The organism is Nitrosopumilus maritimus SCM1, from assembly GCF_000018465.1.
GTDB lineage: Archaea > Thermoproteota > Nitrososphaeria > Nitrososphaerales > Nitrosopumilaceae > Nitrosopumilus > Nitrosopumilus maritimus.
The window spans coordinates 503,032-523,855 of sequence record NC_010085.1 but is presented as its reverse complement, the minus strand read 5'-3'; the positions used below and the strand labels follow the sequence as shown (position 1 = coordinate 523,855).

General features: G+C 33.5%; 29 protein-coding genes and 1 tRNA gene. 16 read left to right on the top strand and 14 right to left on the bottom strand.

Annotated features, from left to right (window positions below):
• The first annotated feature begins 83 nt into the window (after positions 1-83).
• Together NMAR_RS03140 and NMAR_RS09995 are read left to right on the top strand one after the other, a co-directional pair.
• The gene (locus NMAR_RS03140; protein ID WP_012214970.1) at positions 84-416 is read left to right on the top strand and encodes a P-II family nitrogen regulator; all 333 of its coding nucleotides are present in this window, start codon (positions 84-86) and stop codon (positions 414-416) included.
• Positions 417-422: 6 nt separating this feature from the next.
• Positions 423-551 (top strand): hypothetical protein, encoded by a 129-nt coding sequence (locus NMAR_RS09995; protein WP_274377695.1) that lies wholly within the window; start codon positions 423-425, stop codon positions 549-551.
• 224 nt (positions 552-775) lie between these two features.
• Here the strand turns inward: NMAR_RS09995 and NMAR_RS03135 are convergent, their stop codons facing one another.
• Positions 776-1,231 carry a P-II family nitrogen regulator gene (locus tag NMAR_RS03135; protein WP_012214969.1) on the bottom strand — a complete coding sequence of 152 codons (456 nt, stop codon included), beginning with the start codon at positions 1,229-1,231 and terminating at the stop codon, positions 776-778.
• Between the two features lie 187 nt (positions 1,232-1,418).
• On the opposite strand from NMAR_RS03135, the gene NMAR_RS03130 reads away from it, so the two are divergent.
• Entirely contained in the window at positions 1,419-1,766 is a 348-nt protein-coding gene (locus tag NMAR_RS03130; RefSeq protein ID WP_012214968.1) for a helix-turn-helix domain-containing protein, read from the top strand.
• A gap of 9 nt (positions 1,767-1,775) precedes the next feature.
• On the opposite strand, the gene NMAR_RS03125 is transcribed toward NMAR_RS03130, so the two are convergent.
• Positions 1,776-3,449, bottom strand: coding sequence for a hypothetical protein (locus NMAR_RS03125; protein ID WP_148680063.1), 1,674 nt, complete (start codon positions 3,447-3,449; stop codon positions 1,776-1,778).
• A 397-nt stretch (positions 3,450-3,846) separates the two neighbouring features.
• Between NMAR_RS03125 and NMAR_RS03120 the strand changes: the two genes are divergently transcribed.
• The 8 genes from NMAR_RS03120 to NMAR_RS03085 all read left to right on the top strand — a co-directional run bounded on the left by NMAR_RS03120 (position 3,847) and on the right by NMAR_RS03085 (position 11,554).
• The gene (locus NMAR_RS03120; RefSeq protein WP_012214966.1) at positions 3,847-4,572 is read left to right on the top strand and encodes a proteasome assembly chaperone family protein; all 726 of its coding nucleotides are present in this window, start codon (positions 3,847-3,849) and stop codon (positions 4,570-4,572) included.
• Between the two features lie 49 nt (positions 4,573-4,621).
• On the top strand, positions 4,622-5,644 hold the full coding sequence (gene purM / locus NMAR_RS03115) for a phosphoribosylformylglycinamidine cyclo-ligase (RefSeq protein WP_012214965.1): 1,023 nt from the start codon (positions 4,622-4,624) through the stop codon (positions 5,642-5,644).
• 74 nt (positions 5,645-5,718) lie between these two features.
• Complete coding sequence (locus tag NMAR_RS03110) at positions 5,719-6,969, top strand: cation:proton antiporter (protein ID WP_012214964.1); 1,251 nt, start codon at positions 5,719-5,721, stop codon at positions 6,967-6,969.
• 46 nt (positions 6,970-7,015) lie between these two features.
• Positions 7,016-7,324 (top strand): hypothetical protein, encoded by a 309-nt coding sequence (locus tag NMAR_RS03105; protein ID WP_012214963.1) that lies wholly within the window; start codon positions 7,016-7,018, stop codon positions 7,322-7,324.
• A 56-nt stretch (positions 7,325-7,380) separates the two neighbouring features.
• Complete coding sequence (locus NMAR_RS03100; RefSeq protein ID WP_012214962.1) at positions 7,381-8,964, top strand: elongator complex protein 3; 1,584 nt, start codon at positions 7,381-7,383, stop codon at positions 8,962-8,964.
• A gap of 3 nt (positions 8,965-8,967) precedes the next feature.
• Positions 8,968-10,557, top strand: a complete 1,590-nt coding sequence (lysS, locus tag NMAR_RS03095) for a lysine--tRNA ligase (RefSeq protein WP_012214961.1) — start codon at positions 8,968-8,970, stop codon at positions 10,555-10,557.
• Positions 10,558-10,560: 3 nt separating this feature from the next.
• The gene (locus NMAR_RS03090) at positions 10,561-10,761 is read left to right on the top strand and encodes a hypothetical protein (protein ID WP_148680062.1); all 201 of its coding nucleotides are present in this window, start codon (positions 10,561-10,563) and stop codon (positions 10,759-10,761) included.
• A gap of 28 nt (positions 10,762-10,789) precedes the next feature.
• Positions 10,790-11,554 carry a coiled-coil domain-containing protein gene (locus NMAR_RS03085; RefSeq protein WP_238523195.1) on the top strand — a complete coding sequence of 255 codons (765 nt, stop codon included), beginning with the start codon at positions 10,790-10,792 and terminating at the stop codon, positions 11,552-11,554.
• Here the strand turns inward: NMAR_RS03085 and NMAR_RS03080 are convergent.
• Positions 11,549-11,995 carry a pyridoxamine 5'-phosphate oxidase family protein gene (locus tag NMAR_RS03080; RefSeq protein WP_012214959.1) on the bottom strand — a complete coding sequence of 149 codons (447 nt, stop codon included), beginning with the start codon at positions 11,993-11,995 and terminating at the stop codon, positions 11,549-11,551. The genes NMAR_RS03085 and NMAR_RS03080 overlap by 6 nt on opposite strands.
• A gap of 224 nt (positions 11,996-12,219) precedes the next feature.
• On the opposite strand from NMAR_RS03080, the gene NMAR_RS09675 reads away from it, so the two are divergent.
• Genes NMAR_RS09675 through NMAR_RS09670 form a run of 3 tightly spaced genes read left to right on the top strand, consistent with a single transcriptional unit; the run spans position 12,220 to position 12,897 of the window.
• On the top strand, positions 12,220-12,363 hold the full coding sequence (locus NMAR_RS09675; RefSeq protein WP_187146557.1) for a hypothetical protein: 144 nt from the start codon (positions 12,220-12,222) through the stop codon (positions 12,361-12,363).
• A 26-nt stretch (positions 12,364-12,389) separates the two neighbouring features.
• Positions 12,390-12,692 (top strand): hypothetical protein, encoded by a 303-nt coding sequence (locus NMAR_RS03075; protein WP_012214958.1) that lies wholly within the window; start codon positions 12,390-12,392, stop codon positions 12,690-12,692.
• A 31-nt stretch (positions 12,693-12,723) separates the two neighbouring features.
• Positions 12,724-12,897 (top strand): hypothetical protein, encoded by a 174-nt coding sequence (locus tag NMAR_RS09670; protein WP_012214957.1) that lies wholly within the window; start codon positions 12,724-12,726, stop codon positions 12,895-12,897.
• 362 nt (positions 12,898-13,259) lie between these two features.
• Here the strand turns inward: NMAR_RS09670 and NMAR_RS03070 are convergent, their stop codons facing one another.
• From NMAR_RS03070 to NMAR_RS03055, 4 genes are all read right to left on the bottom strand, one after another.
• The gene (locus tag NMAR_RS03070; protein WP_012214956.1) at positions 13,260-13,775 is read right to left on the bottom strand and encodes a ferritin; all 516 of its coding nucleotides are present in this window, start codon (positions 13,773-13,775) and stop codon (positions 13,260-13,262) included.
• 66 nt (positions 13,776-13,841) lie between these two features.
• Positions 13,842-15,107 carry an NRAMP family divalent metal transporter gene (locus NMAR_RS03065; protein ID WP_012214955.1) on the bottom strand — a complete coding sequence of 422 codons (1,266 nt, stop codon included), beginning with the start codon at positions 15,105-15,107 and terminating at the stop codon, positions 13,842-13,844.
• A gap of 4 nt (positions 15,108-15,111) precedes the next feature.
• Positions 15,112-15,483 (bottom strand): carbonic anhydrase, encoded by a 372-nt coding sequence (locus NMAR_RS03060; protein WP_012214954.1) that lies wholly within the window; start codon positions 15,481-15,483, stop codon positions 15,112-15,114.
• Positions 15,484-15,511: 28 nt separating this feature from the next.
• Positions 15,512-16,063, bottom strand: a complete 552-nt coding sequence (locus NMAR_RS03055; protein ID WP_012214953.1) for a DNA-3-methyladenine glycosylase I — start codon at positions 16,061-16,063, stop codon at positions 15,512-15,514.
• A 51-nt stretch (positions 16,064-16,114) separates the two neighbouring features.
• Here NMAR_RS03055 and NMAR_RS03050 point away from each other — a divergent pair, with 51 nt between their 5' ends.
• Positions 16,115-16,540: a hypothetical protein gene (locus NMAR_RS03050; protein ID WP_012214952.1), complete on the top strand. Its 426-nt coding sequence runs from the start codon at positions 16,115-16,117 to the stop codon at positions 16,538-16,540.
• On the opposite strand, the gene NMAR_RS03045 is transcribed toward NMAR_RS03050, so the two are convergent.
• The 4 genes from NMAR_RS03045 to NMAR_RS03030 all read right to left on the bottom strand — a co-directional run bounded on the left by NMAR_RS03045 (position 16,541) and on the right by NMAR_RS03030 (position 18,909).
• On the bottom strand, positions 16,541-16,942 hold the full coding sequence (locus tag NMAR_RS03045) for a CBS domain-containing protein (protein ID WP_012214951.1): 402 nt from the start codon (positions 16,940-16,942) through the stop codon (positions 16,541-16,543).
• 53 nt (positions 16,943-16,995) lie between these two features.
• Positions 16,996-17,592, bottom strand: a complete 597-nt coding sequence (locus tag NMAR_RS03040) for a hypothetical protein (RefSeq protein ID WP_148680060.1) — start codon at positions 17,590-17,592, stop codon at positions 16,996-16,998.
• A 181-nt stretch (positions 17,593-17,773) separates the two neighbouring features.
• Positions 17,774-18,106 carry a hypothetical protein gene (locus tag NMAR_RS03035; protein WP_012214949.1) on the bottom strand — a complete coding sequence of 111 codons (333 nt, stop codon included), beginning with the start codon at positions 18,104-18,106 and terminating at the stop codon, positions 17,774-17,776.
• Between the two features lie 56 nt (positions 18,107-18,162).
• Positions 18,163-18,909 (bottom strand): class I SAM-dependent methyltransferase, encoded by a 747-nt coding sequence (locus NMAR_RS03030; protein ID WP_012214948.1) that lies wholly within the window; start codon positions 18,907-18,909, stop codon positions 18,163-18,165.
• A gap of 140 nt (positions 18,910-19,049) precedes the next feature.
• On the opposite strand from NMAR_RS03030, the gene kal reads away from it, so the two are divergent.
• Positions 19,050-19,463 (top strand): 3-aminobutyryl-CoA ammonia lyase, encoded by a 414-nt coding sequence (kal, locus tag NMAR_RS03025; RefSeq protein WP_012214947.1) that lies wholly within the window; start codon positions 19,050-19,052, stop codon positions 19,461-19,463.
• A 1-nt stretch (position 19,464) separates the two neighbouring features.
• Here kal and NMAR_RS03020 read toward each other — a convergent pair.
• The 3 genes from NMAR_RS03020 to NMAR_RS03010 all read right to left on the bottom strand — a co-directional run bounded on the left by NMAR_RS03020 (position 19,465) and on the right by NMAR_RS03010 (position 20,818).
• Positions 19,465-19,539, bottom strand: a tRNA-Arg gene (locus NMAR_RS03020).
• 38 nt (positions 19,540-19,577) lie between these two features.
• Positions 19,578-20,396 (bottom strand): class I SAM-dependent methyltransferase, encoded by an 819-nt coding sequence (locus NMAR_RS03015; protein ID WP_012214946.1) that lies wholly within the window; start codon positions 20,394-20,396, stop codon positions 19,578-19,580.
• A complete protein-coding gene (locus tag NMAR_RS03010) occupies positions 20,393-20,818 on the bottom strand; it encodes a hypothetical protein (protein WP_012214945.1) in 426 nt (141 codons plus the stop codon). Before NMAR_RS03010 ends, NMAR_RS03015 begins: the two co-directional genes overlap by 4 nt.
• Between the last annotated feature and the right edge of the window lie 6 nt (positions 20,819-20,824).

Here is a 20,824-nt window from a genome sequence, read left to right as displayed (position 1 = left end):
ATCCTAATTTGATTGTCAAATGATAATCATTTGGTATACAAAATCAGAAATTATATTTATCAAGTTGAAATTACAATTATCAAATGCTCAAAATAGAAGCTATTCTCGGCGAAAATGATGTAATGGCAATAAGTGAAGAATTAAAGAAGATTGGAATAGGAGGACTCACAGTTACCAAAGTAAGAGGTAGAGGAAAGAGACCAGCCCCAGAAATTCACGCATCAAAAGGAAGTGAAATTTTTGTCCCACAATTTACAGAAAAATATTTCATCACAGCTATTATTCCAGACGCCAGAGAAGACGAAGTAGTAAAGATAATCAAAGATAATGGTAGAATTGGCAAGATTTTTGTCTCACAGGTTTTGCGCGCAGTAGATATTGCAACTGACACAGAGGGCGAAGAGACTGTTATGTGATTTGGTATGAGTATTCGTAAAAACAATCTATTCAAAAGAGAAAAGATGCAACCAATCAAGCCTAAGGATTATCCAAAAGTTGCTGCAATCATTGGAATAATTGTTATACCACCAATATTATTATTCTTCATATGAAGACTTCTAGAAAAATTTTCATTGCAAAAGTGATAATGGCAGGAGTAGGTTTAACTTTAGTTGGATTGTGGTTGTTTTCAGATTATATTTTCTAGAAATTAAAAATCTCCAAAATTGTTTTCGTAAACAATTGTAGGATTCTTTAGTTGTTTTTCCAATGTTGGAATGTATTTCATAATACAATGATTTACAAAATCACTAAATGATTTTATTCTATAATCAGTTCAAAGAGTTTCTTTGTTCTCCTCATAGATTACTTGTAGTTTATGCAAAGTGAATTTTTGTAATGGAACAAGTCTACTACGTTTTGGTAATTGTACTGAAGAGGGTTTTTCGTCTAGGATAAGTTCAAGATCTTGTGTAGCATCATTTGTTTCCATGTCAACGACTTCTTCCATTTCAGATACAAAGATCTTGCCACCATGGGTTGCAGATAACCCAGAGTTTGTAGAAATCATTTCAACAACTTTTCGTGCATCTTTGTCAGGTACCACCATTTCGATTTTTGCTAAAGGAATTGATTTGAGACCAGTAGAACCTACACGTGAACCTTTTGATTCATCATAGATGTTACTGTCTTCTAAATTTCGTTTATCTATAATGTAACTACCAATAATATGTAAATGAGATTTAATCGTCGGAAAATTTTTTCTCCTAATGACAGCCTCAATTTTTTTCATAAATAATTTTCAAAAAAGGGGGTATTTATGACATTAGGCTATTCCCACAGATAATAGCAGATCGTATTCAGATCATATATGATGAATTGATGTTATAGGCGTCAAATACAAGTGTAAAAAAATCAGCTAGAAAGATCAACAAAGCTCAAGTTAAAGACTAATAAAGTAATGTACCGTACCATACGGTATGATGCGAGCAAGACTAACATACGTACCACTAGAAGTGGCAGAGCAATTCGAAGATTTCATAATCAAAAGAGATGAAGAAATTCTAGGAGCAGTAAAAGCAAGAACTAGAGATTACAGTACATTGTCATTACTGAAATTACTGTATCAATTAAGAGGAAATCCAATGACATTCTCAGAATTGTATTCAAAATCAAAGATCAGAATGAAAAAGTCATTTCTGAACTATCTTCACCTATGTGTTGATTACAACTTTGTCAAAAAAGAAGCAGTTGGATCAAATATGATCTATACAATTACAGACAAGGGCCATACAATGCTGAGTCTCTTTATGCAAAAGAACAACTAAACATCAAGTTTAGGACAAATGATCTTGTGGAGTTACAGAAATAGAAATGGTTTCTGTGTGAGACACAAAGTCTAAGCTAGTTCCAACAAAAACATCTGCATAAAAATTACCAGGAGTTTGTGGAATCCAAGACAATCCCAAATTAAGGACTTGATCTGAATCAAGTTGGCCTGTTATCCACTTTAGAGGTTGAACTATTTGATTTTGTTCATCTTTAATTTCAACTAGATAAACAAATTTTTTTGAAAAATTATCATTATTTGTAACATCAGAAGCAATCTGAACTAATTGACCTGGTTTTAGTGAATGTATTTTTTCACCAAATGCATTTTTGAAACTTGTGTCATCAACAAGAAAATCAGAAATAGTATTTTCAGAACTAGTCTTTACGATTAAACTAGATTCAGATTGTTGTGGAAAATAATATGCAGATGGGTAAAAAGTCAGAGAATCAGCATTCCATTCAATTTTGATTTCATCATCAAGTTCATAGAGAGATGCAAATTCTTCTATTGAGGTAATATGTTGATTTGCTAGAATCTTCAAAACGTCGTCTTTTTCATCAAGAGTGTTTTTTTCAAGTTCATCAAATTTTTCTCGAATATTGGCAATTTGTTGACTGATTGTCTTTTTTGAATCAGAGTCAGAATTTTCAAGAATTTGTTTTTCTTCAGCACGTTTGTCTAGTTCGATATCAGTCATAAGGGAGTCATATTTTGCAAGTATTTCTGAGATTTCTGCTTCATAGTGTGTTTGTATGGTTTTGATTTTAGAGTTTAAACTATCTGCCTTTTGTAAAATTCTGTCTTTGTTGAATTTCTGTTCATTTAGCAGATTATGTCGTTCTTCATTAATTCCATTAGCAAGTTTTCCCATATCATGTCGTACCCACATTTCAGCAGTATATTCAGTAGTGCAAACATAATCATCTGCATGAGTTCTGTAAACTAAAACATGTCCTGTTCTACATTCAGTATCAAAATTAGTTTTGCCAAGATCAGACCAAGAAACTTCATCAAGAGGATTTGCTTCAAAATATGCAGGATTTGTTCTAAAATCTTGATAGTATTTTCTCAATTCTTCCCCAGACAAATCATAGTTGAATCTACCATCAGATTCAAAGAGTACTTGTTGATTGTAGTAAGCATTATTGTTCAAAATATTATAAAATGCATTAACAGACACCATTTCAGCTCTTGTTATTTTTGCAGCTTTGACAAATGCGTCTCTTGCTTGTTCAGAATTTCCCCCTTCTAAGATTACTTTTTGCAAAGCTTCTTTTCCAGCATTAATTTTAGAAGCAGTAAATTTTAGAGGATGATCATAAATGCTAGAAGTGTCCTTTGCAGGACTATTTTCTAATGCTCTTTCAAGTATATTATCAAATGTATAGTAACCCCAAAGTTCTTCCCATTTTCTTAAATCGTCTTCCAAACTTTGTAAAATTTCAGCACGCTTTTGTTCTAATTCTGCTTGTCGTTGAGAATCTTCAAAATTTCTTTGTTCAATTTTTGCAATCCATTTTTTACTTTGTTCAATTTTTTTAAGAATGTCTTGGGCAATAGGATTGTTTTGTAGATCTCCTGACAAAGTTGTCTGATCCCCCACAGTTTGAGCATGTGCGGAATTTAGAAAAATCGTGAAAAATACGCCCATTACAAGCATGTATCCTATGCCCCTCATGCACAAAATTTGGAATTTTGATATTTAGCGGGCACTGATGAATCATTAGTAAAATTTTGAGTTTTACGAACAAAGTAAGGGAAGAGTCAGGCCATTTTTGACCTGACAAAACGCTATGGTCTGGCACAGGATTGATGAATGACTCCCATCAATTGTACAACAATACTAAACACAATTTACATAAAAAAGACACGTAGAAATGATTCATACAAATCATCAGGATATGCTAAATACTATTTTACAAAATGAGATCATAGTTAGAACTGTCACCAAGTAACAAACCGTTTTTGGTCTTAAGTTCTAATTATTACAGAAAGATTACTAAATTCTGTCTAACAAAAAGTGTACAAAATACTTAGTCAGTATAGTAATTAGACAGAACAAATCGACGTAAACAGTGCCAAAAGAATTTCCAGAAGCAGAAGTTTTTGAAATAAAGAAAAGAGAGTTAAAGAGTCCTGTAATTTTTGCAGGTTTTGTTGGTGCAGGTTTAGTGGGACCTGTTGCAATTAATCACATAATTGAGAAATTAGAAATGGATGAAATTGCAGTTATGAGATCAAAACATCTTCCACCATCAACAGTATTTATGAGAGGCAGATTACGTCACCCATTTAGATTCTATGCAAACAAAGAAGGTACAATTTGTGCAATTATTTGCGAAATTACACTAAGAATGGAAGGTCTGTATTCGTTGGTTGCATCAATTTTAGATTGGGCCGCGGCAAAGGGATCAAAAGAAATTGTTATTTTAGACGGAGTTGCAAGTACGGAACACGACGATAAAGCGTATTGTGCTGCTGAAGAAGATTTGGTAAGAACCATGGCCGACAAAGACATCAGTATGATTCCACAAGGATTCATCACAGGAATTCCAGGAGGAATACTAAACGAATGTTTGGTAAGAGAAATTCAAGGATTGACATTGTTGGCAAAGGCAAGTAGAGATACCACAGATTCTGGGGCTGCAGCCACATTAATTGAGGCTTTAAATCGATTCTATGATACAGACATAGACACAACGGATCTGCAAGAAGAAAAAGATAGAATTCATTCAGAGTTTAGTGAGTTGTCTCAAAAATATGTAGAACATAGAGAAGAGATAGCTGGAATGTACATGTGATCGAGATAACGGGCAAATTCTTTTATTCACAACAAGAGGGCAACAAACTATGGCTCTAACCTACAAAAAAGCAGGAGTAGACATTTCCAAAATTAAACAAAGCCAGATGGCAATTGGCAAATTAATTTCATCAACTCATAAACTACAAAAAAAAGCAAAGATAGCACATGGGTTTGGTCATTATGCAGGAATTGTAGAAATTCCAGGAGGAAAACTTTTAGCTACACATACTGATGGGGTTGGAACCAAAGTAGTTATTGCAAACATGATGAAAAAATACAACACAATAGGAATTGATTGTGTTGCAATGAATGTTAATGATATAATCTGTATTGGTGCAACACCAATATCATTTGTAGATTACATTGCTGCAAACAAAAATGATGTGCCAATTTTCAAAAAAATTGTAGAAGGGTTGGTGAAAGGTGCAAAAAAATCTGCAATGCCAATTGTAGGAGGAGAGACTGCAATCATGCCAGATGTCATAGAAGGGAAAGGTTTTGCATTTGATCTAGCAGGGATGGTTGTAGGATTAGTAGAGAAAAAACAGATGGTGCTTGGAAACAAAATAAGAGCAGGAGACGTAATAATTGGTGCAAACAGTACAGGAATTCATTCAAACGGGTATTCACTTGCAAGAAAAGCATTATTGAAAAAATATTCAGTTAAAGACAAAGTAAAAGGAGTAGGAACCATTGGGGATGCATTACTAAAACCAACTGAAATCTATACAAAACCAGTTTTAGAGATGGTTGAAAAATGCAAGATTAACGGTCTTGCACATATAACTGGAGGCTCATTTACCAAACTGTTACGACTAAAGAAAATAGGCTACGAAATAGATTCCTTGCCAAAAATCCCACCAATCATGGGTCTCATTGCAGAACAAGGAGTAAAGTCTGAAGAAATGTACAAGACATTCAACATGGGGGTAGGATTTTGTGTGGTGGCACCAAAAGATCAGGCAACAAAAATCAAATCAATATTCAAAAAATACAAGATCTCAAGTCAGGAGATAGGCCAAATTGTTTCTAAGAAAGGTGTTTTTGTAAATTCACAAAAAATTGCATAATTTAACAATAGTAAAATAATTTTCAACCTAGTATCGCCTTATATTACAGATTTCTCCAGAACAATAAGAGAAAGATGGCTGCAGATGCACATTTCATTGAAACAATTATCGGGATTGGCATACTCCTTTTTGCAGCTAAATTAATGGCAGAGCTTTTCTTGAGATTAAAGCTTCCAATTGTATTAGGCGAATTATTAGCAGGAATGATTGTTGGACCATTTGCGTTAGGTCAGTTTTTCATCATAGATGGAAAACAGTTGTTGCACATCAATGATGAGATAAAAATTCTAGGAGAAATGGGCGCAATTGTAATTTTGTTTATGGCAGGATTAGAAATGACACCAAAAGAATTCCTGAAAGGTGGAAAGGCGTCGTTTACCGTTGGGACATTAGGGGTGGTAGTCCCGTTCTTTGCAGGTTTTCTAATTTTTGGATTTTTTGGATTCGAAGCGTTAGAATCGATGTTAATTGCAACAGCGCTCACAGCTACCAGTATTGCAATTTCGATTCAAGTACTTAGTGAATTTGGTAAGCTAAAGGCACCTGAAGCTAGATTGATTATTGGTGCTGCAGTAGTTGATGACATATTAGCGATTGCAGTTTTGTCAGTTGTAATTTCAATAACAGGTTCAGATGCAGGAATTGAAAGCATAGTAATCACAGATGTGATGATAACAATTTTGCAAGTACTAGGATTCTTTGCAATTATGTTAATTGTAGCAGTAATAGTAATTCCCAAAGTCATCACTCCACGTTTATGGAAGGCAAAGGGTAGTGTTGAAGGAATAGCCACAGCGTCGTTCTTTGGTGCTGCAGCGCTTGCAGGCTCAATTGGATTGTCACCGATTGTTGGTGCGTTTGCAGTAGGAATGGCATTGTCGACTACCAAAGTGTTTGAAAAGGTTGAGAATTATATCGGAAAGATTGGATTGATTTTTGCACCGTTATTCTTTGCAATTATTGGAGCGCAGGTAGACCTACGGGCAGTTGATTTGAATATTTTGATGATCAGTGGAGTAATCATTGCAGTTGCAATTGTTACAAAGTTGTTAGGTTGTGGATTGCCAGCAATGTTCTTCTTGAAAAACAAAGCTCAGGGAATGAGAGTGGGTATTGGAATGATTTCAAGAGGAGAAGTAGGATTAATTGTTGCAGGAGTAGGAGTTACTGCAGGAGTATTAACATCAGAAGTATACTCTACAATTGTAATCATGGTTGCAGTCACTACAATAATTACACCAATTTGGTTAAAGATGGAATACAGAAAAGAGCAAAGAAGTGGAAGTGGTGAACCAGAACAAAGCATAGAACAAAAGCCAGAGTAAACCGAGCAAGTCTTAAATTCTACAAAAATTCGTGAAAATTAGTAACATGTCAGCTGATGCAGATAGCCAATCATTCAAAGAAAGGATGGTTGCAGAGATCAAGAAAATTCAAGATGAATTAAATGAATTAAAGAATCTTAAAGTAAGTATTTCCAAAAAACCAGCTAGAAAGACTACAAAGAGAAAGACTGCTGCAAAGAAAAAGACTGTAAAGAGAAAACCAGTTAGAAAGACTACAAAGAGAAAGACTGCTGCAAAGAAAAAGACTGTAAAGAGAAAACCAGCTAGAAAGACTACAAAGAGAAAAGTAGTTAGAAAAGCATCAAAATCAAAAAAGAAAACTAGGCGACGATAGGCTCAAAATTAGCCAAATTATTTAACGAATTTATGTCCAAATCAGTGTGAGTATCCATGAGTAAGTTAGATTCAGTATTCTCAAAGGCATGTAGTGAAATTACTCAGAATTTGCTTACAATCAATGAACCAAGCAAAAAGCAAGTAAAAGAAGAGATAAAGAGAATTTGTGCCAAATACTCACTTGAAAGAATTCCAAGAAATCACGAAATACTTTCAATGGCAAAAGAATCAGAATTTGATAAACTCAGAAAAGTCTTGTTAAAGAAACCTGCAAAAACTGCATCAGGAGTTGCAGTAGTTGCATTAATGCCAAAACCATATGCATGTCCACATGGAAGATGTACATATTGCCCAGGAGGAATTGAATTTAATTCACCAAACAGTTACACAGGAAATGAACCATCAACTCTAAATGCAATTGAAAACGAGTATGATCCAAAATTACAAATCACAACTAAAATTGATAAGCTGATTGCATTTGGACATGACCCATCAAAAATGGAGATAGTAATTGTCGGAGGGACATTTCTCTTTATGCCCAGAGATTACCAAGAAAATTTTATCAAATCATGTTATGATGCGCTAAATGGTACAGACTCTAAAAATTTGGAAGAAGCAAAATCAAACAATGAACATGCATCAATAAGAAATGTAGGATTTACAATTGAAACAAAGCCAGATTTTTGTAAAAAAGAACATGTTGATTGGATGTTAGATTATGGAGTGACAAGAATAGAGATTGGGGTACAGTCACTGCAAGAAAGAGTCTACAATATTATCAACAGAGGTCACAATTACAATGACGTAGTCGAATCATTTCAAATTTCAAAAGATGCAGGTTACAAACTAGTTGCACATATGATGCCAGGACTTCCTACAATGACGCCAGAAGGAGACATTGCAGATTTTAAAAAATTGTTTTCAGATTCACAGTTACGTCCAGATATGCTCAAAATATATCCATCATTAGTTATCGAAAACACCCCAATGTATCAAGAATACAAGGACGGAAAATACACTCCATATTCAGATGAAGATATGATTCAGGTTCTAACAGAAGTAAAGAAAGACATCCCAAAATGGGTCAGAATCATGCGTGTTCAAAGAGAAATATCTCCAAATGAGATTATCGCAGGTCCAAAATCAGGCAATCTAAGACAGATTGTGCATCAAAATTTGACAAAACAAGGACTAAAATGCAAATGTATCAGATGCCGAGAGGCAGGATTAACCAAATCCAACCCAGAGGAAAGAGACATCAAACTAACACGAATCAATTATGATTCATCAGGAGGAAAAGAAGTGTTCTTGTCATTTGAGGATGAAGATGAATCAATTTATGGATTTTTGAGATTAAGAAAACCAAGTGATGATGCACATAGAGATGAAGTCAAAGACACATGTATTGTAAGAGAATTACATGTTTATGGAAAGTCTCTAAAGATTGGAGAAAAAGAAGAAAATGAAATTCAGCATTCAGGATTTGGTAAAAAATTGATGAAAGAAGCTGAGAAAATATCAAAAGAAGAGTTTGATGCAAAGAAGATGTTGGTAATTAGTGCAGTTGGAACAAGAGAGTATTACCAAAAATTAGGGTATTCGTTATATGGGCCATACATGGCAAAAGAGTTGAGTTAGTAAATGTCTGAACAAGAAATTATTGGTAAAGGGACTTGGATTGACAAGTTAGCATATGAATTACTAGAAAGAGAAAAAGCACTTGGTAGAAATACAGATGTTTTAAGAGTCGAAAGCGGTCTTGGTGCATCCGGAATTCCACACATTGGAAGTTTAGGTGATGCAGTAAGAGCATATGGTGTTAAACTTGCGTTAGAGAATTTAGGATACAAATCAGAATTAATTGCATATTCAGATGATCTTGATGGATTAAGAAAAATTCCTGAAGGAATGAAAGATTTTGGATTAGAAGAACATATTGCAAAACCAGTTTCACTCATTCCAGATCCATATGGAGAACATGATTCGTATGGAATGCATATGAGCAGTATACTCTTAGAAGGACTAGACGAAGTTGGAATAAAATATGAATTCAGACGAGCCAAAGACACTTACAAACAAGGATTACTCAAAGACCAAATCCACACAATCCTCCAAAACAGTACAAAGATTGGAGATAAAATTGCAGAACTAGTAGGACAAGAGAAATATCAAAAATATTTGCCATATTTCCCAGTATGTGCTAATTGTAATCGTCTCTACACAGCAGAAGCAATAGAGTACATTGCTGATGAAAAGAAGGTAAAGTACAGATGCCATGATGCAGAAATCGGTGGGAAAATGGTCAAAGGATGTGGTTATGAAGGAGAAGCAGACATTACAAAAGATTTAGGGAAACTAGCCTGGAAAGTAGAGTTTGCTGCAAGATGGTCTGCATTTGATATTAGATTTGAAGCATATGGGAAAGATATCATGGACTCAGTCAAAGTAAATGATTGGGTAGCAGATGAAATTTTACAGTTCCCACATCCTCATCACGTAAAATATGAAATGTTTCTAGATAAAGGTGGAAAAAAGATTTCAAAATCTCTAGGAAATGTGTTGACTGCTCAAAGATGGATGGAGTTTGGCAGTCCAAAATCAATTCTATTGTTACTATACAAAAGAATCACAGGTGCAAGAGAATTAGGGTTAGAAGACATTCCATCATTGATGAGTGAATATAATGAATTAGAAGATATCTTCTTTGGAAGAATCAAAGTAGACAATCCAGCAAAACTCACAAAATCAAAAGGACTGTACGAGTATGTTAATTTGTTAAATCCGCCAAAGCAAGCAAGTACACATGTAAACTATAGATTGTTAATTGAATTAGCAAAGATATTCAAAGAAAACAGAAACGAAAGAGTGATGAAAAAATTACTAGATTATGGAGTTATAAAAAATCCAGAACCAGAAATTGAAAAACTCATAGATCTTGCAGGTAATTATTCAGATGAATTTGATGAACAAGAGAAAACACAAATCGATTTAGATGAAACTTCAAAAAAAGCATTAAAGATTTTGTCTGAAGCATTAGGAGCAGACGAAGAACCAGAAGATATTCAAAATACAATTTACCAAATTGCAAAATCAAATGATGTGCAACCAAAAGATTTCTTCAAAATACTTTATCAGATTATTTTGGGGACATCTAGAGGTCCAAAGATAGGTCCATTCATTTCAGATATTGGAAGAAAGCAAGTAGCAAAAACAATATCAGAGTATACGTAAAAAATGGCCCATTCTGAGCACAACAAATCAAAAAGGAGTGGAGGATTTGCATTAATCATCTTAGGGGCACTATTACTCATCATAGGCCCACAAGAAGCAATTGTTCCTAAAAGCATGAGCATAGCAACATGGGTTGCAGGTCTGTTAATTGGAGGATTGGGATTCTATCTCAAATTCATCAGACACAGAACAAAACAACCATAAAGAAAGATGGGTCTCTTAGAGAAATACGGTGAGAAATGAATTGGGATTGTTTGGGAAAAAGGAAGACGCAGTATCAGAAAATAATGAAGAATCTGTTCTAAAAAAAGAATTAGAAACTGAAGTTGAAAGTCTACAAAATGAGTTTAGAAGAAAACAAGATGAGTTAAATGATATTCAACAAAAAATTGATTCAGTCAAAGAAGAATATGAAACAGCGGTTAGTAATTTGATGTTAGTTAAAAAGGAACTTAATCAAAAAAAAATGGAGTTAGACATTGTTTTACGAGAATACAAAGAAACTAAAGAAAAAATTATAGAATCAGAGAAAATCAAAAATTCAGAATCATTTGAAGAGTTTACAAAAACAGAAGAGAACTTATCAAAGGTAAAACAAGAGTTAGAAGAAATTACAAAAGAATATGAGAAAACTAAAGAAAGTGTTGCATCAGAGCAATCAATGCTATCTCAAATTAGAAAACAGCAAGTCGAAGCAGAAAAGGAACTAGATGAGGCAAATTCACGATTATACAATGCAAAAGAAGAATTAAACAAAAAAGATGAATTTCAAGATACCAATATTCTTACACCAAAAGAAAGAGAATTCATACAAGGAGATAACAAAAGTTCTGCTGGAGTAATAGAGGCTGCAAGTGCTGTTGTAGGCTCGTTAAAATCAAAATTAAACAATGCACATAAAGAATTAGAAGCAATTCAATTGCTTTTAGAAAAAGAAAGAGAAGAGCATGAAGAGACTAAAAAAGAATTAGACAAATTAAAATCAGAAAAATCATAAACTATCAAAATGCTTTTTCCATTTTGATTTAATTTCCTCTTCACCAATACCCATATCATATAGAGGGGAAGTTACTTCTGAAATTTCAGCCACATCAACTAGAACAATTGAGTTGATTGGACTCTTTATGCCATTATTACGATAATAGTTCAAGATTTCATCATAAATAGTGGAATCTTCAAGGATTTTGGCTGAACCTTTGAATAAAAATCCCTTGCGTAACAAAGGATCAATTACATTAATTTCGACATTAGGATTAGTCTGCAAATTTTTCATGGTGTCAGGAGAACGAATGTCTGCAAATGCTAATTGGTTTTTTGACCATCCAATTATGGTTCCCTTAGGAGAAATGTTTGGCATTCCATCGGAAGATACTGTGGCAACATAACCTAATTTTTGTAGATTCAAAAAGTTCTTGATTTCTTCAGTAATTTCAAACAATATTTTTACAAGTTGTTAGGATGTAATTAATTTTTGAGAATTATCGCATAAATTCTGCAGCTTCTATTGAAAAGAAGAAGAATCCTATTCCTCCACCGATTATTCCAATCCAAATAGCGATTTGTTTAATCCTAGACATATGATAAAATTCATTTCAATCTCATTATTGAATCTAATTGAATCACTTAGACAATTATAATTAGAATGACAACAATAAAGCATCATTGGCAAGCATAAAAGACGTAGGTAAATTTTTTGTGTTTATCGTAGGAGGGCTAGTAGCCATTATCGTAGGCTCATTTATGATCAGAGGAACAATGCACATGTGGGATAACCCAGAAGATGCCAATGATGAGAAAAAGGACTAAAAACAAGGATTCTAAACAAATTACAATTGTTACAAGATTCCACAATTAGAAAATCACTTGATCAATACATAAAAAATAGAATTTTAGAAATTAATTCGGAGATAAAACAAACATTTCCAAACATTAAAAAAATTTGGAAGTGTGAAAATGAAATAGATTTTTTGTATGGATACTATATTGGAAAAATTGAAGAGGGTGCATTGCATTATTTACTAAAAGCAACACGTGCATCAGCTGGAGGATATGTTGATTCATTTGAGATAAGAGGAATCATTGAAGAACATAAAAATGAATTACTTGATACAATAAAATCTGCAATAAATCAGTGAACTAGAAATACTACATCATACATGTAAAAATATGGTAGGACCACAAGATGGAGGTTTTGGATTTGATCAATCAAAAAAATATACATCTGTTGAGAACCTAGATGAGATTTGTGTCCAGTGTCAAGCAGGGCAACACAAGAATTGTTTGAAGAAAGCAGGAAAACAAGATGTTTGTGAATGCGAACATTGTCTAATTTACGGATAAATCAATCAAGATTAGAAATTTTTTAAATAATATTATGTTCAAGAATTGTCCTTGTCAAATGAGTATACGTTTCATTGCAAGTTTTGCGGAAAGGACTTTGGAAGTAGTGTAATTGACCTTGCTACTCACATTGGTAAAGACCATAACGAGTCAAAATAATTTCTAATTTGAGGAAAATCAAAATGAAGTGCAGTAATAATATAATTGGATGTTATCATGATAATTCAATTCATATGGATGGAAATGGAAAATGTATGGTTCGAGGCTGTAAATGTGAAAAATACAAACCTTAGAGTTTAGAGCGAATTGAAATTAAAACAAAATTGAAAACAATACCGTGTTAATTATTTTAAAAAAAAGTTCTAAGCTGCAGGAGGAGCAGAATCGCCAGCTTGGGCAGCTAAGAATTTGTCTACTTCATTAATTCCTAATTTGTCTCTGCCAAGAAGATCAAATTTTTGCAATATAGTTTCAAATTTTGTTTCTTCTTGTACTTGTTCGTTGACAAACCATTCTAAAAATGCATATGTGCAATGATCTTTTTCTTTGTGAGAGAGTTCAACCATTTTGTGAATTGCTTTTGTAACAGTTTGTTCACTTTTTAGAGCAGTTTTAACTACACCTTCAAGTGATTTGTAAGAACTTGTTGGTGCTTTTACTGCAGGAATTGTTGCGGTAGCTCCAATGTCATTTAGGTAATGGATTATTTTTAGCATGTGAGTTTTTTCCTCATCAGATTGTGCATAAAAAAAATCAGCACCGCCTTGGTATCCTGTAACTTCACACCATGAAGCCATTGCCAAGTAGCTATTAGAAGCTGCAGCCTCTAAAGCAATTTGATCATTGAGAGCTTTTTTCATTTTTGGAGAAATTCGCATGATTTTCAAAAGTATTGTGTTATTTTCTATTAAAAAAACTTGCTAAGGCTAAGCTTATGGTACAAATTATGATAAGAATTTCATTGCCAAGAAGAATATTGCAAATCCACTAAGGAATACAATTCCTGCAAAACTCAAAATTCTCAACAGAGTTGAAGGTTGAGATTCTTTTGGAAGATACTTTCCAGTAACCAATCTGAAATTAAATATCGCAATAACTGGCGCGACTACAAAAGACAAAACGGTAGCAAAATCGACTAATTCTTTTAGATTTCCTGCAAATTGGAAAATCACAATCAATGAGCCAACCGACAGAACGATCAGAAAAATAACATAAAATGTCTTGAATTTTGTACGTATTGCCTCTTCTTTTTTAGAAAAAATCAATTCTACAGTTCTTTGTAAGGAACGAGAATACCCATCAAACAACGCAATTATGGTTCCAAACATTACAGAAAATGCAGAAGCTGCAATAACGACATAACTCCACTCACCAATAGTCTGAGTATACAATGTTACAACTTTGTGAGCAAAACTAGAATTACTGTTTGGTAATTCTTCACCTGAACCATAGAAAATGAAAGTACCTAATACAACAAACATGACTGCCAAGATACCAGTTATCAGATAAGCCAATCTGAATTCTAACAGTGTTTCTTTTAATTTTGGTCGATAACTAGTTTGTTTTGATCTTTCAAGTGTCCATAAACTATTCCAGCTAGAAAGATCAAGAGGAGCAGGCATCCAACCCATTAATGCTAATAAGAAAAAGATTCCAGTCAAATTCCAAAGTTCTTTTGGAGCAAATCCAGAAACCTCTTCTATTGGACCATTATACAATGCTAACAAAAAGGCTGAAACAGTTGAGACAAGTAAAACAATTGCAATAATCTTAATCAAACTATCAAGAACGTTGTATTTTCCAACAGCTAGAATCCCAACACAAATTGCAAATAAAATAACTACAGTGAACTCTTCAAGAAAATCAATTCCAAACAAATTCTCGAAAAATCCAGCAGTTACAAATCCTACTGCACCAGTTACAAAAAACATTGAACAGATTGTGATTATAAAATACATCCACAGTGCTGGCTTTCCAAGTTTTTTGTATCCATCAATGATACTTGTTTGAGTAGAGTTTGCATAACGAGAACCAAACTCAAAGAAAGGATATTTGAGCACAGTTGCAAGCACAACAAACCCCAAGATCATTAAACCAAAATCAGCGCCAGCACGAGTCGACTGGATTAAGTGTGAGACGCCTATGGCAGTACAAGCAAATAAAATTCCAGGTCCTGCTGTTTTTGAAAAATGAGAAAGTTTTGAACCCATTATTCTATAACACGTTGATATTCCAAGTATCGTCAACCCAAACACCGATAACTTTAGCACCAGTATTCCAAGATGAAATAACTTCAACACCTTTTTTGATTTGGGATTTGTGTTCTTCATCTGAAACTGGGTTACCAGCACAATCATAGTGACCTGACACTACGATTAGTTCGGATTTGTGTGCATTAATTGAAATTCCAACTTTTGTCTTTATGGATTCAAGATCAGAATTGTCTGAAACTTTTTTATCAACACCTGGTTCTGTAATTGCATCAACATAATCAACAGAATAATTTTCTTTGATCCATTTTGCAAGAGGTAGTTGTATTCTACCATCCATACAAGTTACAGATGTTGCAAATGTTCCTTCTGCCATAATTTTTCAAGATTGTAGGAGAATAAAATCATTTTCCATGCAAAAAACACTCAGTTGTATGATCATTGACCATTCCTATTGCCTGCATTAATGCATAACATATTGTAGGTCCAACAAAACTAAATCCATGTTTTTTGAGGTCTTTGCTAAGCTTTTCAGATATTTCAGTTGATGCAGGTAAATCAGATAATTTTTTGAATTTATTTTTGATTGGTTTTCCATTTACAAAACTCCAGAGATATTTGTCAAAAGAACCAAATTCTTCTTGGATTTTGAGAAATTGTTTTGCATTATTTACTGCAGAATTGATTTTGAGTTTGTTTCGAATTATGGATTCGTCTTGCAATAATTTCAATATTCGTTTTTCAGAATATTTTGAAACTTTGAGGACATCAAAATCAGAAAATGCTTTTTTGTAGCCATTTCGACGCTTGAGAATAGTTACCCATGAAAGACCAGCCTGAGCACCCTCCAGGACTAAAAATTCAAATAATTTTTGATCATTATGTTGAGGTCTTCCCCATTCTTTATCATGATAGGTTATGTTTGGCTCCTCTGTAGCCCATTTGCATCGCTTCATAATTTGCTCAAAACTCTAACAAAATATTAGTTATCAAATTATTGAAAAATCATGAAACTAAATCAGCAGCTACTTAGAATCAACAGGAGTTTTCTCATATGTTTTGTAATCTCTGCATCACTTTCTGCAGTGTTTGCTCAAATGTTATCAGGATACGACAATTATCTAAACACAACCTTTACCATAATTTTTGGATATGTTGTTTATTTTGGAATTTTTTCAGGATTGTTCTATTGGGATAACAAAGATCGTTACAAATCTATGAAAAGAGAATTAATCAAAAAAGAGTTACTTGCATTAATTTCATCATTTGGAGTAGGAGAAATTGTTTACCTTGGAATAAGATGGCCAACTTTTTACTATTTTCTAGAAATTGGAATAGAGCCATTCATAGCATCATTAATTTCTGAAATGATTGCTACTGCATGTTATATGGCATCAGTTACGTTATTTCTTAGAAAGACAAAAACGTACTAGTTACTTTGCTAGTTGATTAACTAAATCAGTAGAAGTGATAATTCCAGTAATGTTACCATTATCAGATACTGCAAGTTTTCTTATTTTTTTACTAGCCATTGTTTCTGCAGCAGCAGATATTGGCTCTCCTTGATTAATTGTGATTAATGGAGAAGACATTATTTTCTCAACAGTAGTGTCAAAAGGAAGATTATTTGCAGCAATCTTTGTTGCGTAATCTCTGTCAGTAACAATACCTACAAGATCATCACCATCTTTTACAATGACTGCACCTATTCCTCCTTGTTCCATCATTTTTGCCACCTGCAATGCAGTTGTGTTAGGATTTACGGTAATTAGTGCACGTGTCATAATGTCTTGCACTTTGATTGATGAAGAATTGAAATCTTCGCGACTCACCATTGTCGTATTATGTTATAATATTTAAGATAATCATATCGTAGGAATTAATGATGTTAAATTGCAGCCTTGACATACAATTGATTGGCAGTAACAGAGATTTTTCTCTTAAATGAAACTCTATAGAAAATCAAAATTCCCAACAACTCCAAATATTCTACAAATCCTACAGTGTAAAAATGCATTAACCATCCATCAAGGGATTGATCAATGGATGCAATCGCTGCACTCATTTTAGGAAATTCAGTCAATAATGCTGAAGGTGCTAACAAGAATCCAACAATCCAATCAGTAGGACTCATTTCAGTTGTCATTTCCAAAACTTGTTCTGGAGAATTCATCATTGGAATAGTTTCAAAATTTTGTAACATGTATTGAGAGTGAATTGAGCTACCTTGATCAATTGCTACAATCATCGTACCTAAAATCAAAAGCAAAAATACAGATTCACCAAATACTACAATTCCACGTTTTCCCTTTTGAAATTTGTAGATTTGTCTCTCAAGCATAGAACCAAAGAATCCTAATTTCTGTTTCTTTGCTAAAATTATGACAGACATAGAAATAGCAGTGATAATACCAAAGGAACCTAACCAATCATCAGAAACAAATTCAACAAAAAGTAATCTTGCTGGCAATAGCAATCCAGTCATTATACCAAATACAATTAGTGACTCAAATATTCCTCGCAAATACAGATCCCCCAAGAAGTGTATGTCCTCATAATACAAAAAACTGCAGGATTGCTTTTAACTAAATTAGAAAAAAGTTTCTAGTGCCAACAATAGACAAAAGATTATTTTAAAAATTTAGAAAAAGTGAGAAATTCCAGCATCAGTATGATGCAGGGGTTGCTTTACCAGAAATGAATTTGACATCTCGATTTTTAGAGAGTTCTTCAATTAATGGTACTGTCATTCGACCAACTAGAGTCAATCCATGCTCACCAGCATTCATTGGGAATCCATATTTTGCTCTAACTGCTTCTTGTTTGTTTTGGATATTTGTGCCGGAATTATAGTCAATAGTTAATTCAACCATTGGAGGAGCATCTGGAAGTTTTCTTTCAAGATACATTATCTTGAGTAAGAGATCGACATCAACATTTGAAAGAGTCTGAGTTATTGAATTGGTAAATTCGTTGTATTGGGCTTCTATTTGAGACATTAAAGAAAATAATTTAAAAATTGATTTAACTGATAGGACTGCACTGTCTTGCACAATCAATTTTCTATGAATCTATCAACAAATACATGGCCAAGGATTCTAGATACATCATCAATCGGAACTTCAATTGGGATAGGATCTACATCAGATTTTAAAAATTGTTGAAGTTGTGTTTTTTTGAACCACTGACTATAATATCCAAGACTGTTTCTAAATGCCAATTTTTCTTCATCAAATGAATCTGTATCAATTTGTTTTACCATACTTTTCATTGGATGATAGATTTGTGGAGATGCAAATGCAAAATCATCGCCATTAAATGCAGACAACAACACAAATCCATCTTTTCCTGCTAGTCTGTTCATATTATCAAAAAATTGTTCTCTTTTTGAAATTGGAATGACACCTACAGTATTGTAAACACACATTGGGATTTTGATAGTATCATCATCAAATAATTCATCTATTTTGGTATCAGTGACATCATAGTTTTGAAAGGAGATGTTTTTCAAATTCAACTGAGATTGTTTTGTTTTTGATAGTTTGATCATTGGTTCTGATGCATCAAGACCCCAGTAAGATATAGAATCTCCTAAAATATTGTACAAAGAAAATAATACTCTACCAGTCCCACAGCCAAGATCAATTATGGTGTATTTTTTTTCAGGGTGAATAAAATTTTTGCAAAGATTAGAAATGATTTTAATTTCTTTATCGATAAAATTGGAAATGACAGAATTAGGGTTATTTTCTACGCAATTATCATATTCAGAAGACATGTCATCCCATGCATCACCATACATAACATGGGACTCTAGAGACGGCTTAATGAATTTTGTAAAAGATGAATAAAGTGGTTTAGAACATTGTTGTAACAGGGATTCAATAGAACGAACTAAATTTTTAGAAAAATCCTAATATCTAAAGAAAATTAGATTATTTTGTGGAAACTCATCTCGAAGTAAAATTACGTGTACGCATTAGTGCAAATGATGTTCATTATGCAGGGAATCTGCTAGATGGCGCTCACATAATGAAGCTTTTTGGAGATGTTGCAACAGAATTGACAATTCGTCTTGATGGAGACGAAGGACTTCTAAGAGCATACGAAAATGTTGAATTCCTTGAACCAGTATATGGAGGAGATTTTTTAGAAGTTGTAGGGAAGATTATCAAAGTTGGTAATAGTAGTAGAAAAATAATTTTTGAGGCATTTAAGATAATTTCTTCATCCAATGATCCAAATCAAGAATCAGCTTGTGATTTGCTAGAATCTCCAATTCTAGTAGCAAAAGCTGTTGGAACTTCAGTTGTTACAAAAAACAAGCAGCGAAGAAAAATACAAGAGATGCAATAAGCGGACCCGACCGGATTCGAACCGGCGACCTAACGCTCCGCAAGCGTTCGCACTATCCAAGCTATGCAACGAGTCCGAAAACTTTGGTAAATGTGTGCTTAATTTGGATTGCGATTACAAAGGTTCAGCAAAAATGTACGGTGTTTCGTCAGTTTCATGAAATGTCCACACAGTGGGGAGAGGAATTGTTTGTAGTTTGTGGAGTTTGTTGCTTTCAATTAGAGTTCCCCATCCAGCCTCATTTTTTGGATCAGGGGCATATTTTTGAGAGAGAGTACCTGCAAAAACCCATCCAGATTGTTTCCAAAACTCTTGAGACATAATCTTTTCAATAACACCAGTTGCCAAAGCAACACCACCCATTTGGGCAAGTCCACCAATAAAGAATGCAGGATTGTTCAGATTCAATGATGTATAATCAAAGGTTGTGGCATCAGAACAAAATGGATGAAAATCAAGTGTTGTAACAAGTAATTTTTGAAGATCTACTAATTGTTCATCAAGTTCTATACTGTATGCTTCCATATCCAATACTTTGGCACAAAATGCAATTCTGCCATCACCTGAACCAATATCAACAATTTCAAAATATCCAAGTTCTTTTGTCATCAATGCTGCAACATAAGCAGACATTATCCAGGTTGGAGAAAAAGGAGCATTACTTGAACCGTGTTGAATGCTATTCAACCAATACCGGTTAATATCACCTTCATAGACAATACATTTTGTATCATTAACTACATCTTCGTACGAATTGTAATAGATAGGATTCTTTGTAGCAAATTGATGCAATAATTCTAAATCTTGTTGTTTTATTTGAAATGATTCAGAAGTAGAAATTGGTATGACTTCTTGCATTTGGCTTTTTCCAGAATAGTTTTTTGCAAATTCTTTTTTTAGAGAAACAAGATTTTGTGCTAGTTGTACAATCATGCCAATCCTTTGTCATATTGTTCAACAAACTCTTTAGTGCTTATTTTTTTTCTTAATTCTTCAAACATTTGAGATTCGTTTTCAATTTGTTCCTTAGTTTTTTCATCAGGGTTTGATTGTAATGTCTTGGTCATATCTTGAATTGATTTTGATAGATTTTCTAAAATTTTGGGATGAGTTTCTTTGTTGAATTTTCCGGATATGAGTTGTTCAGTCTTTTTGATATGTTCTAACAACGTCTTATGATTTTCAGAATCCAATTGCTGTTTAAGCATAGAAATCATTGAAGTCACATTCATGACTTGATAGTATGTCTCTATGATTTCAGATATTCCCATATCATCAGATACATTTGAGAGGAAATTTTCAAATTTTTTAGATTCTGCATCAAACATTGATGATATTTCATCAGCAGAAGTCATACTAGA